Annotated in this window: 7 protein-coding genes and 9 tRNA genes; 4 read left to right on the top strand and 12 right to left on the bottom strand. The window is 48.4% G+C overall.

The window, feature by feature from the left end; genetic code table 11:
* Nucleotides 1-90 precede the first annotated feature (90 nt).
* The 10 genes from HRH59_RS08575 to HRH59_RS08530 form a co-directional block, all read right to left on the bottom strand.
* On the bottom strand, nt 91-2,256 hold the full coding sequence (locus HRH59_RS08575) for a prolyl oligopeptidase family serine peptidase (protein WP_173500869.1): 2,166 nt from the start codon (nt 2,254-2,256) through the stop codon (nt 91-93).
* Nucleotides 2,257-2,395: 139 nt separating this feature from the next.
* Nucleotides 2,396-2,471 (bottom strand) — tRNA-Phe (locus HRH59_RS08570).
* Nucleotides 2,472-2,488: 17 nt separating this feature from the next.
* Nucleotides 2,489-2,564, bottom strand: a tRNA-Thr gene (locus HRH59_RS08565).
* A gap of 64 nt (nt 2,565-2,628) precedes the next feature.
* Nucleotides 2,629-2,704 (bottom strand) — tRNA-Phe (locus tag HRH59_RS08560).
* 17 nt (nt 2,705-2,721) lie between these two features.
* A tRNA-Thr gene (locus tag HRH59_RS08555) sits at nt 2,722-2,797 on the bottom strand.
* A 64-nt stretch (nt 2,798-2,861) separates the two neighbouring features.
* Nucleotides 2,862-2,937: transfer RNA gene (locus HRH59_RS08550), tRNA-Phe, on the bottom strand.
* 17 nt (nt 2,938-2,954) lie between these two features.
* Nucleotides 2,955-3,030 (bottom strand) — tRNA-Thr (locus tag HRH59_RS08545).
* A gap of 64 nt (nt 3,031-3,094) precedes the next feature.
* A tRNA-Phe gene (locus tag HRH59_RS08540) sits at nt 3,095-3,170 on the bottom strand.
* A gap of 17 nt (nt 3,171-3,187) precedes the next feature.
* Nucleotides 3,188-3,263: transfer RNA gene (locus HRH59_RS08535), tRNA-Thr, on the bottom strand.
* 64 nt (nt 3,264-3,327) lie between these two features.
* Nucleotides 3,328-3,403, bottom strand: a tRNA-Phe gene (locus tag HRH59_RS08530).
* Between the two features lie 228 nt (nt 3,404-3,631).
* On the opposite strand from HRH59_RS08530, the gene HRH59_RS08525 reads away from it, so the two are divergent.
* On the top strand, nt 3,632-6,391 hold the full coding sequence (locus tag HRH59_RS08525) for a hybrid sensor histidine kinase/response regulator (RefSeq protein ID WP_173500868.1): 2,760 nt from the start codon (nt 3,632-3,634) through the stop codon (nt 6,389-6,391).
* 114 nt (nt 6,392-6,505) lie between these two features.
* Here HRH59_RS08525 and HRH59_RS08520 read toward each other — a convergent pair whose 3' ends face one another.
* Nucleotides 6,506-8,101 carry an isocitrate lyase gene (locus tag HRH59_RS08520; RefSeq protein WP_173500867.1) on the bottom strand — a complete coding sequence of 532 codons (1,596 nt, stop codon included), beginning with the start codon at nt 8,099-8,101 and terminating at the stop codon, nt 6,506-6,508.
* Nucleotides 8,102-8,328: 227 nt separating this feature from the next.
* Here HRH59_RS08520 and HRH59_RS08515 point away from each other — a divergent pair, with 227 nt between their 5' ends.
* Nucleotides 8,329-9,267, top strand: coding sequence for a LysR family transcriptional regulator (locus tag HRH59_RS08515; protein ID WP_173500866.1), 939 nt, complete (start codon nt 8,329-8,331; stop codon nt 9,265-9,267).
* Nucleotides 9,268-9,319: 52 nt separating this feature from the next.
* Here HRH59_RS08515 and aceB read toward each other — a convergent pair whose 3' ends face one another.
* Nucleotides 9,320-10,924 carry a malate synthase A gene (gene aceB, locus HRH59_RS08510; RefSeq protein ID WP_173500865.1) on the bottom strand — a complete coding sequence of 535 codons (1,605 nt, stop codon included), beginning with the start codon at nt 10,922-10,924 and terminating at the stop codon, nt 9,320-9,322.
* Between the two features lie 239 nt (nt 10,925-11,163).
* On the opposite strand from aceB, the gene HRH59_RS08505 reads away from it, so the two are divergent.
* Both HRH59_RS08505 and HRH59_RS08500 read left to right on the top strand, forming a co-directional pair.
* Nucleotides 11,164-11,817, top strand: coding sequence for a DUF2726 domain-containing protein (locus HRH59_RS08505; RefSeq protein ID WP_173500864.1), 654 nt, complete (start codon nt 11,164-11,166; stop codon nt 11,815-11,817).
* A 153-nt stretch (nt 11,818-11,970) separates the two neighbouring features.
* Nucleotides 11,971-12,165, top strand: coding sequence for a hypothetical protein (locus HRH59_RS08500; protein ID WP_173500863.1), 195 nt, complete (start codon nt 11,971-11,973; stop codon nt 12,163-12,165).
* The last annotated feature ends 75 nt before the right edge of the window (nt 12,166-12,240 follow it).

The following is a 12,240-nucleotide window of genomic DNA, read 5'->3' as shown; positions in this document are numbered from 1 at the left end:
GCTTTGCTTTACAACAGTGACATAAATATGGCTGTTTTACAGAAAAACAAAACCCGCCATAAAGGCGGGCTTTGGGTAACAAATCGCCGGTTACGGCAGTTGCTGATAACCCATGTTATACAAGGTAAAGCTGAAGATATCGGCCATTTGCTCAATCTGTTTTGATACCGGTGTACCGGCACCGTGACCGGCATTGGTTTCAATGCGGATAAGCTGTGGGTTAACCCCGGCATCTTTCGCTTGCAACTCAGCAGCAAATTTAAACGAATGCGCCGGTACTACACGATCATCATGATCTGCCGTGGTCACCATAGTGGCCGGATGCGCCACACCGGCTTTAACATTGTGCACCGGCGAGTAACCCAGCAGGTAATCAAACATTTCTTTGCTTTGCTCGCTGGTGCCGTAGTCATACGCCCAACCTGCACCGGCAGTAAAGGTATGATAACGCAGCATATCCAGCACGCCCACAGCCGGCAGCGCCACTTTTACCAGGTCCGGCCGTTGTGTCATTACCGCGCCCACCAGCAAACCACCATTTGAACCACCACGAATGGCCAGCTTGTCTTTTGAGGTGTAGCCCTCTTGTTGCAGATATTCTGCGGCAGCGATAAAGTCGTCAAATACGTTTTGCTTTTGCATCTGCGTACCGGCGCTATGCCAGGCTTTACCGTATTCACCACCACCGCGTAGATTTGGCACAGCATATACGCCGCCCATATCCAGCCATACCGCGTTCGGTATACTGAAGCCCGGCGTCAGGCTAACGTTAAAACCACCGTAGCCGTATAAAATAGTCGGGTTGCTGCCGTCGCGTTTTAAGCCCTTTTTATAGCTGATAATCATCGGCACTTTAGTACCGTCTTTGGAGCTATAAAATACCTGTTCAGACACATAGTTATTGCTGTCAAAATCTGCGCCTGACTTACTGTAAACCTCTGAACTGCCGGTTGCCGGTGCAAAACTGTATATGGTTTGCGCAGTGGTGTAGTTGGTAAAGGTGTAATACAGCGTATCGTCAGCTTTTTTGCCACTGAAACCACCCACACTACCGACGCCCGGCAAGCTGATATCACGCAGCAGTTTACCGCTGTAGTCATATTGCTGCACTTTGGCGATAGCATCAACCATATACTCGGCAAAAATATAGCCGGCGCCGGTTGAGGCACTTAACACATTGTCGGTGTGCGGGATCAGATCAACCCAATGTTCTGGCTGTGGCTTAACCGCATCTACTGTTACCACTTTTTTATTCGGCGCATTAAGGTTAGTCACCAGATACAATTTACTGCCTTCGTTATCCAGTAAGTCGGTATCAGAACCGGTGTGGTCCAAAATAGTAACCAGGGCGCTATCCGGCTTGGTCAAATCTTTTAAAAACAACTTATTGCCGGATGTAGATACCGCAGCAGAAATCAGCAGATAGCGGTCATCTTCTGTAACAGTGGCACCGACATAACGGTGTTTTTCTGCATCAACAGCACCAAACACTACCGGGTCGTCTTTTTGTGCTGTGCCCAGCTTGTGGTAATACAGCTTATGCTGATCAGTTTTGGCTGACAGCTCACTGCCATCCGGTTTGTCATAACTGGAGTAGTAAAACCCTTCGTTGCCCAACCAGCTGATACCGCTGAACTTTACATCAACCAGTTCAGTTTCCAATTGCTGCTTGGTTTCAACATCAATAACGATAATTTTGCGCCAGTCGCTGCCACCTTCAGAAATGGAATACGCCAGTTTAGAACCATCTTTAGAAAAGCTGACTTCGGCCAGAGATGTAGTGCCGTCTTCACTAAAAGTATTGGGGTCTAAAAACACTTCGCTTGTGCCATCAGCTAACTGACGGTACAACACATACTGGTTTTGCAGGCCGTCGTTCTTATAAAAGTAGGTATATTTACCTTCTTTAAACGGCGCGCTGACTTTTTCATAATTCCATGATGCCGCCAGCTTTTGCTTAATTTGTTCGCGGTATGGAATTTGCTCAAGATAATCAAAAGTCACTTTATTTTGCGCCTTTACCCAGGCTTCGGTTTCGCTGCTGCGGTCATCTTCCAGCCAGCGGTACGGGTCGGCAATTTTTTGTTCAAAGTAACTGTCAACCACCTCACCTTTGGCAGTTTGCGGATAGCTGATAGCGCCGTTTTTAGTTTCAGTCATAGTAATACTGTTTGGCTCGGTTACGCTGTCGGTTTCAGGGGCGCCGCCACAAGCGGCCAGTAAAGATAGGGTAAGAATGCTTAAAACATGTTTCATCTGCGCGGACTTCCTGTTTCTGGTTATTATAGGCGTCACCGAGCTTAACAAAGAAGCCGGCTCTTGCCTATTTCAACACAACGGATTTTAGCGGCTATTAAACGAAAAAACCCTAACCAAATGGTTAGGGTTTTAATGATGGTGCCCAGACCCGGAATCGAACCAGGGACACGCGGATTTTCAATCCGCTGCTCTACCGACTGAGCTATCTGGGCAAAACTGTACCGCTAAATGGTGCCGCTTATCCGAGTCGAACGGATGACCTACTGATTACAAGTCAGTTGCTCTACCAACTGAGCTAAAGCGGCTGCGACAACATAGAAAAAGTTATTTAAGTTTGATACTTTACAACAACTTTAGCACCGAAATTAATGGTGCCCAGACCCGGAATCGAACCAGGGACACGCGGATTTTCAATCCGCTGCTCTACCGACTGAGCTATCTGGGCAAAACTGTACCGCTAAATGGTGCCGCTTATCCGAGTCGAACGGATGACCTACTGATTACAAGTCAGTTGCTCTACCAACTGAGCTAAAGCGGCTGCGACAACATAGAAAAAGTTATTTAAGTTTGATACTTTACAACAACTTTAGCACCGAAATTAATGGTGCCCAGACCCGGAATCGAACCAGGGACACGCGGATTTTCAATCCGCTGCTCTACCGACTGAGCTATCTGGGCAAAACTGTACCGCTAAATGGTGCCGCTTATCCGAGTCGAACGGATGACCTACTGATTACAAGTCAGTTGCTCTACCAACTGAGCTAAAGCGGCTGCGACAACATAGAAAAAGTTATTTAAGTTTGATACCTTACAACAACTTTAGCACCGAAATTACTGGTGCCCAGACCCGGAATCGTACCAGGGACACGCGGATTTTCAATCCGCTGCTCTACCGACTCAGCTATGTGGGCAAAACTGTCCCGCTAAATGGTGCCGCTTATCCGAGTCGAACGGATGACCTACTGATTACAAGTCAGTTGCTCTACCAACTGAGCTAAAGCGGCTGCGACAACATAGAAAAAGTTATTTAAGTTTGATACTTTACAACAACTTTAGCACCGAAATTAATGGTGCCCAGACCCGGAATCGAACCAGGGACACGCGGATTTTCAATCCGCTGCTCTACCGACTGAGCTATCTGGGCAACGCGGGTCGTATTAAACGGATTTTACGATCTTAAGTCAACAGATATTTTAGTGCACAAGGTGCGTTAGCTTATTAGTTGAGCAAAAGCCCGGAATATAAGCAGACGGGCTAACAAATGCGGTTAATTTTGCATAGAAACTAAGCCACTACCTTATTTAGCAAAAGTTGTTAGAATGCCGGTTATCAACCGTAATCTGCGCAGTTGGCGGCTATTATTGGATCACTAATGGAAAATACTTCGTTTAGTAAATCGATTTTTAAACCGCTGGCATTGCTGTCGGTGCTGATTTTATTAGTGCAAGCTGCGCTGTTGTTATTGTGGAACAAACCTGAACCCGGGTTGGTTAATAAGCAACTGGAGCGCTTAGCCGCCGATACGCGGCTTGTCGGGCGCGTAGTACAACCTCTATTGCGTCGCAACGACCAAAGCACAATAGAACAAATACTGGCTCAGGCCCGTGATGGTAATACCGACCGTGCCATATACCTGTATCGCAAAACTGAGAACAATGACGCAGAGCTGATTGCCAATACCAGCAATGTGCAAGGCTTTGTGCCCCAGCCAGCGTGGCAGGAAACGGCCATGGTACAAGACAACTATCTGGTGGTTCATCATCTTATTAATAGCGGTGGGCAACAAGCGCTGCTGGTGTATGTACAACAATTGGAAGTGAAACCGTTGTGGCCCTATGCGGCTATTTTTGCCGTTAGTTTGTTAATCGGGCTGTTACTCAGCGCTTTTTTTGCCTCTGCCATCTCCGGTTTTTTCAGCCGCCGTATCAAGCCCCTACTGCAGGGAACTAAACAAGCACTGGATAAAAACCAGTTTAACAGCAGCTTGGATAGCCACGTGCGTGACAGCTACGGCACTTTGAGCAGTTACATTAACCAGTTGTTCCGTAAAATTGAAACCGCACAACAGGGCCTGGCTGAATCAGAACAGAACATTAAAACCCTGAAGCAGGAAGTTGACACCCGCATTAAAGAGCGCACCGATGCGCTGGAAACCGCCAAACTTACTGCAGAAAAGGCCAACGAGGCTAAATCAACTTTCCTCGCTACCATGAGCCATGAAATACGCACGCCGATGAACGGCATTATCGGCACTATAGATTTACTGCGTAAAACTCAGCTATCCACCTCGCAGTTCCGCATGACGGATACCGTGCGTGAGTCATCCTTTTCACTGCTGCGTATTTTGGACGATATTCTCGATTTTTCCAAAATTGAAGCCGGTAAGCTGGAATTGGAAACCATACCGTTGTCGCTGGTCGAAATTATTGAGGCGGTAGGCCGTATTCTGGTGTCTGTAGCGTATCAGCGCCAAATCGATTTAAAACTGTTTATCGACCCGCGCATTCCCGATGGCTTGGTCGGCGATCCGGTGCGGCTGCGGCAAATTCTGTATAACCTGGCCGGTAATGCGATTAAATTCACCCAAACAACTCCGGAAACCACCGGCCTGGTGGTGATCAAAGCTGAATTGCTGGAAGAAAATATGGATTTCAGCCAGATCCTGTTCAGCATTATCGATAACGGCAAAGGCATGACACAGCGCCAAATCAGCTACGTGTTTCAACCATTTAATCAGGCTGAGGGTTCAATTACCCGCAAGTTTGGCGGCACCGGGCTGGGGCTGTCCATTTGCCAGCGCTTAACCACGCTGATGTACGGCGACATTAATGTTATCAGTGAGGTCAACAAAGGCACCGAGTTTAAAGTGCGGGTGCCGATGCGCCGCTCAGATGAAATTCATTATCTGGATAAAGAACTGCTACGCGATATCCACCTGTGTTTGTTTACCACCGATGCCCATAATGAAGCGCACTTACAGGCTTACTTCGCCTATGCCGGTGCGGAGTTACAGGTAGAAAACAGCTTTGCAGCATTGCAGGCCAGAGCAGCTGCAATGAAACCACTGCCACCGAAACAAGCGGCAGTATGGGTACTGGATGCCACTTACGAGCAAATTTCGGCCAATGAAATAGACCAGCTGCAACAGATGCCCGGTATGGGACAGGTACAGTTTGTTGTGATAACTAATCAGGTTGAATTGTCCGAGCGCAGCAATGACAAAGTGTATTACCTGCACAGTTCACCTATCTGCCGCAGCCACTTATATGACGCGGTATTAATTGCCGCTAAACGTAAAGCCAAGCCGGTATACGCGGGCGAAAAAACCGTTACAGCCGCAGCACCATCTATTGAGCAAGCCCGTAAACAACGGCGGCTGGTATTGTTGGCTGAAGATAACCTGATGAACCAGCGGGTTATTGTCGACCAACTAAATGCTCTGGGTTATGCAGTAGAGGTAGCCGATGACGGCGCTATCGCATTGGAAAAATGGCGGCGCTATCATTATCCGTTGTTGCTAACCGACTTGCACATGCCAAATATGAGCGGCTATGACCTCGCCAGCGCAATACGTAAAGAAAGCCTGCACCTGAGCGAAGGCGCCGAGTTTACCCGTATTGTTGCCGTAACTGCCAATGCACTCAAAGGTGAAGAGCAAAAGTGCCTGAGCATTGGTATGGACGGTTATATTACCAAACCGATTGAGCTGGCCACGCTGGAACTGATGTTAGCGCGCTGGCTACCGCACCCGCAAAGCAGCAAAAAAACAGTGCCTGTCAGTGGCGATAACGGCCAGAATAACTCACCGATTTGTTTTACCACCATCGCCAATTTCCTTGGCAATGACCCGGCCAAACACGAAGAATACCTGAATTACTTTGTCAAACATGCTGCTGAACTACTAACCAACCTGAGCAACAGTGCAGAGCAACAAGATCGCAGCACGGCGCGCTCGATAGCACATCAATTTAAATCAGTGGCAAAAAGCGTCGGCGCCCTTAGCTTATCTGCCGATGCTTTGAAACTGGAAAAAGCCACAGAAGAAAGCGATTGGTCGGTGATTAACGAGTATATCCGCCAGATGCAGGAAAAATATCAGGAGGTCGTGGCCTATGTTGAGCAGCGTTATTAGCGCCGGTGTAGCATAAGCAGCACGAAAAAAGGGCAGCCAATGGCTGCCCAAACTGTCAGTTACCTGACCACGTAGTGTAAAACTTTATTTAACTCAACAGTTAGCTGTTAAAAGTTAAAATTGATTCATCGTGTTATGTGCGCCACCGGCTTTTAATGCAGCTTCGCCGGAGAAATATTCTTTATGGTCATCACCAACATCAGAGCCTGACATATTCTGGTGTTTAACACAGGCGATACCCTGACGGATTTCCTTGCGCTGCACTCCCTCTACGTAGCCCAACATACCGGCCGCACCGAAGTACTCTTTCGCCAGGTTGTCAGTAGACAACGCCGCAGTATGGTAAGTGGGTAAGGTGATCAGGTGATGGAAAATACCGGCTTCACGCGCCGCGTCAGCCTGGAAAGTACGGATGCGGTTATCAGCTTCCAGTGCCAGCTCTGTCGCATCATAATCGGCACTCATCAGCAGTGCACGATCATATGCCGAAACGTCTTTACCGGCGACTTTCCACGCATCAAATACCTGTTGACGGAAGTTCAGTGTCCAGTTAAAGCTCGGGCTGTTGTTATATACCAGCTTGGCATTGGGCACCACTTCACGAATGCGGTTTACCATTTCAGCAATCTGGCCGACATGCGGCTTTTCCGTTTCAATCCACAGTAAATCAGCGCCATGCTGCAATGAGGTAATACAATCCAGCACTACACGGTCGATACCGCTACCTTGCTTAAACTGGAACAAACCACTGGCCAAACGTTTTGGCTTTAACAGCTTACCATTGGCTTTTACCACTACATCGCCGTTAGCAATATCGTCGGCGCCGCTTATCACATCGCCATCAAGAAAGCTGTTGTATAAGTCGCCCAAATCGCCCGGTTTATTGGTAACGGCAATTTGTTTGGTTAAGCCGGCGCCTAAAGAATCGGTACGGGCCACGATAATGCCATCATCCACACCCAACTCTAAAAAGGCATAACGTACGGCGTTAATTTTGGCCAAAAAGTCAGCATGCGGCACAGTAACCTTACCATCCTGGTGGCCACATTGTTTTTCATCCGATACCTGGTTTTCAATCTGAATAGCACAGGCACCGGCTTCAATCATCTTCTTCGCCAGTAAATAAGTGGCTTCTTCATTACCAAAGCCGGCGTCGATATCAGCAATAATAGGCACGACATGGGTTTCAAAGTTATCAATTTTGCTTTGAACTGCAGCGGCTTTGGCGCTGTCGCCGGCGGTTTTAGCAGCATCCAGCTCACGGAACAAGCCACCTAACTCACGGGCATCGGCTTGCTTTAAAAAGGTATACAGCTCTTCGATTAAGGCCGGTACCGCGGTTTTTTCATGCATGGACTGGTCCGGCAGCGGGCCAAACTCAGAGCGCAGCGCCGCTATCATCCAACCGGATAAATACAGGTATTTTCTTTTAGTGCTGCCGAAATGTTTCTTGATGGCGATCAGTTTTTGCTGACCTACAAAACCATGCCAGCAACCTAACGACTGGGTGTACTGGCTGCTGTCAGCATCATAGGCAGCCATATCGGCACGCATAATTTTGGCGGTATATTTGGCAATATCCAGCCCGGTATGAAAACGGTTTTGTGCACGCATTCTGGCGGCAGATTCAGGATTTATCGCACTCCATGCGTCGCCGTTTTGCTGACGTAACTGCGCGATTTGTTGTATTGCATCTTGGTAAGCTGACATAGCAGTATCCTCTTATTGCTGTTGTCCGGCTTGCCGGACGCTGACTGTTCCCAGGCTGACGTGTTACCTGTTGACTTACACTATAGGTTTCATTTTGGTAATTCATAAAGGTGATTTTTGTGATGACGGCCATTCATGGCATTAATACCAAACCGGGCTTGACGCTGGCCGGGTAGCCAATGCTATGATTCAGTTAAGTTATGCAAAAAGGCTGGGCTATTTAACTAATGAATATTAATAAGATGGATTTAAATCTGTTGGTGTACTTAGATGTGCTGCTGCGGGAGAAGAACGTTACCCGCGCCGCTAACCAACTGAATATTACTCAGCCGGCAATGAGCAATGGCTTAAAACGGCTGCGTGACTTACTGAATGATCCAATCTTAGTGCGCACCTCCGACGGCATGGTACCGACTGAACGTGCACGCGAGCTGGCCCCGGTGGTACGTGGCGTACTGTTAACACTGGAAGAAACGCTGCAACCAAACAAAGACTTTGAGCCGCTTAACAGCCAACGCGTGTTTCGCATTATGGCCAGTGACTATGCCGCTTCAACCTTAATACCGGCGCTGCTGAAAAAGATGCGTGTACAGGCACCGCATACCAGCCTGGATATTATGACGCCATCCGATGTTACCTTTCATGATGTTGAAAACGGCAAAGTGGATATGGCGATTAACCGCTTTGACCAATTGCCGCAGTCGTTTCACCAGAAAACCGTCTGGCGCGACAGCTTCTCCTGTTTGATTAATGCACAAAACCCGGTATTGAAAAACTTCAACTTAGACAGTTACTTAAAAGCACAGCATATTTGGGTCAGCAAAACCGGCTTTGGTGTTGGCGTGGGCATGGACCCGAAAGATGTGCAAAAGTTGGGCTGGGTCGATGAAGCGCTGGCGAAGTTGGGTAAGCAGCGCAGTATTTCGGTATTTACCCGCAACTACCATGTGGCGATGCACTTAGCAGTAGGCATAGATTTAATTGCCACCCTGCCCAGCCGCGCCGCTAAGCTGTATGACAAAGATCCGACTATGGCCATTATGGACCCACCGTTTGCCATACCGTCAATTGAGCTGAAGATGATTTGGAGCCCGTTGCTGCATCAGGATGCCAGCCATATCTGGTTTCGCCGGCTGATTGTCGAAACTGCAGATGAATTGAATTAAAAAAAGGCGCTGTCAGCAAGTCAGCGCCTTTTGCATTGGTGGTTTACTCAGGTTAATCAAGTAACTGATAAGCCGGTAAGGTCAGGAAATCTACCAGCTGATCAGAAGTCGTGATATCAAGCAATAAAGTTTGCGCCCGGGCAAAATTTTGCTCTGCCCATAGCGTTTCACCTACTTCTGCCCGCACCACTTTTGCTTCTTGCTCTAACATCGAAGCAAATAAGGTTTTGGTAATCAGCTTGCCGTTGCTTAAGCTTTTACCGTGTTTAATCCATTGCCAGATAAAGGTGCGTGAAATTTCTGCCGTGGCGGCATCTTCCATCAAACCATAAATCGGCACGCAGCCTTTGCCGCTGATCCAGGCGGCAATATATTGCAGCGCCACGCGGATATTAGTGCGCATCCCCTCTTCAGTGCGCTCACCGTCACAAGGCTCTAACAGCTGTGCTGCAGTAATCGGCGCATCGTCACTGCGGCTTACATCTAACTGATTCTTCTTGCCGCCGGCCAGATACTTAGCAAATACGCTATTGGCGGTGGCAGCCAGGCCAGGGTGCGCTACCCAGGTGCCGTCATGGCCATTGGCGGCCTCCAACTCTTTATCTGCGGTTACTTTCGCCAGAATAGCGGCGTTTTGTTCAGCGTCTTTAGCCGGAATAAAAGCGGCCATGCCGCCCATGGCCAGCGCACCGCGCTTGTGGCAGGTTTTTATCAGCAGACGCGAGTAGGCATTTAAAAACGGTTGCTTCATAGTAACCACCTGACGGTCAGGCAATATGCGGTCCGGATGGTTATTTAACGTTTTGATATAACTGAAGATATAATCCCAACGGCCGCAGTTCAGCGCCACAATGTGGTCGCGCAGCATATACAGAATTTCATCCATCTCGAACACCGCCGGCAGGGTTTCAATTAACACCGTGGCGCGTACTGTCCCTACCGGCTGGCTGAATTTTTGCTCGGTGTAACGGAACACATCATCCCACCATTTAGCTTCCAAATGGCTTTGCAGTTTAGGTACGTAATAGTAAACACCGCTGCCGTTAGCTAAGCGGGTTTGGTAGTTATGCAAAAAATACAGCGCAAAATCCATTAAACCGCCGGGAATCTGTTCGCCGTCGACTAACAAATGCTTTTCCCACAAGTGCAAACCGCGCACCCTGGCAATTAACAACGCCGGATTGTCCTGCAGTGCGTAGTGCTTACCGCTTTGAGCATCGGTATAGCTGATAGTACCGAGGTTAGCGTCGCGCAGATTGATCTGGCCGTCAATAACGCCGGTCCAGCTGGGCGCTTGTGAGTCTTCAAAGTCAGCCATAAACACTTTTACATCGGCATTTAAGGCATTAATGATCATCTTACGATCAACCGGCCCGGTGATCTCAACACGACGGTCTTGCAAATCTGCCGGTATTGGCGCTACCTGCCAATCTGACTGGCGAATATTGGCAGTTTGCGGCAAAAAGTCCGGTAAGGCGCCATCATCATAACGCTGCTGCGTGGTTTGGCGTGCCGCTAATAATGCTGCTAAGCGCGGGCGAAACTCTCTGGTAAGTTCCACCAGTAAGGCACAAGCCTGCTCCGTCAAAATGCTGTCATAGCCTTCATGTAACGGTGCGTTAATGGTTAAACCGGCACGGCTGATGCTTGTTGTCATAATTCAGTCCTTTTTTGCTGCTAATACCCGGCGGCTAATATAGTCGTGCGGGATCAGGGATACGCACTAACTATAAGCGCTTTTCAGCTATAAAATATATCAATGCAAACAATGCCTGCCATTCGCAGTATAAATAGTTAAGTGGCAAATTAAGCCATAATGTTGGCACAGCTTATGCTTTAACTATGACAATGTTGTGGTGTGTCAGACACCGGGTCAATTTTCTGTCGGAGGTGCGCATGGAGTTTGTCCTGCTATTAATTTTACTCTTAGTAATAGTGGTCGCGATGGTAGCCAGCCGTTTTATTGACAACGGTAACCCTTTTCCGCTGCAGAAAAAAGGCAGCTTGTTCAGCCCGGTAGAGCGCTCTTTTATGCAATTGCTGGAAAAAGCCGTGGCCAATGACTACAAAATTATCAACCGGGTGCGGCTGGCTGACGTGATGGAGCTGAAAAGCGGCACCAGCGACAAAGCCCGCGCCAGCACCATGCAAAAGCTAAACGCTAAGTATTTGGACTTTGTATTGTGCGATCCACAAGATTTCAGTGTCGTAGCAGTACTGGACCTGGTAAATAACAGCAATAAGGACGGCCATAAAGCCGTGCCGGATTGGTTCGTAAACGGCGCTTTAGACGCTGCCGGCGTGCCTTATCTGCGCATGAAAATAAAAGCCGGCTATACTGCGGCCGATATTCAGGCTGCCATTGCCGGCCGCCTTGGTAAAGCGGTTAGCAAACCTGAACCTATGTTTAAAGGTTTAGTGAAAACGGGCCCTACCCGGCCGGTACGTTCACTAAAACCGGCAACGCAAAGCGGCAATACTTTGCCGGTGCCGGCGTTGTCACACTCACAAATTAAGGCGCAGCAAACTGCGCTGATCCGGGCTTCTTAACGCACATGGAGAAATGAGTCACTCCGCGCTAAGTTGGAATGCCGCCCGCTGCAACGGGCGGCATTTTTTTATCTGTAAAAAAATCCGCAATAAACGCTAAAGCTATTTATGTTCCGGCCGTTACAGTCTTGAGGAATTGGCAAAGGAGGTTCTATGAGTCAATCCGTTGGCGCCGCGGCGTCGAACCAGGGCTTTGAAGTACTGGGGGCTGTAATGGCCAAAAAGCAACAAAACCAGGAAGCTAAAATGGCAACCATGCTGGTGCAAAGTGCTATGCAATCGGTTGAGCAGGTACAGGCTTCATCCCCTGTAGGTAACCTGGGACAAAACATTAATATCACGGTGTAGATGATATTTTTGGCTTAAAAACAAAGGCCGGCATATGCCGTAATGCCGATCAGATAAGAATTTTTCAGATCGGTT

The sequence above is a fragment of the Rheinheimera lutimaris genome, assembly GCF_013283795.1.
Classification (GTDB): domain Bacteria; phylum Pseudomonadota; class Gammaproteobacteria; order Enterobacterales; family Alteromonadaceae; genus Alishewanella; species Alishewanella lutimaris.
Note: the sequence above shows the minus strand (reverse complement) of the source record. Positions and strands in the feature narration are given on the sequence as shown.

Excerpts from the sequence above, each read along its gene's own strand:
- HRH59_RS08575 (WP_173500869.1), bottom strand. The coding sequence starts at position 2,256 with ATGAAACATGTTTTAAGCATTCTTACCCTATCTTTACTGGCCGCTTGT.
- HRH59_RS08520 (WP_173500867.1), bottom strand. The coding sequence starts at position 8,101 with ATGTCAGCTTACCAAGATGCAATACAACAAATCGCGCAGTTACGTCAG.
- HRH59_RS08500 (WP_173500863.1), top strand. The coding sequence starts at position 11,971 with ATGAGTCAATCCGTTGGCGCCGCGGCGTCGAACCAGGGCTTTGAAGTA.
- HRH59_RS08525 (WP_173500868.1), top strand. The coding sequence starts at position 3,632 with ATGGAAAATACTTCGTTTAGTAAATCGATTTTTAAACCGCTGGCATTG.
- aceB (WP_173500865.1), bottom strand. The coding sequence starts at position 10,924 with ATGACAACAAGCATCAGCCGTGCCGGTTTAACCATTAACGCACCGTTA.
- HRH59_RS08515 (WP_173500866.1), top strand. The coding sequence starts at position 8,329 with ATGAATATTAATAAGATGGATTTAAATCTGTTGGTGTACTTAGATGTG.
- HRH59_RS08505 (WP_173500864.1), top strand. The coding sequence starts at position 11,164 with ATGGAGTTTGTCCTGCTATTAATTTTACTCTTAGTAATAGTGGTCGCG.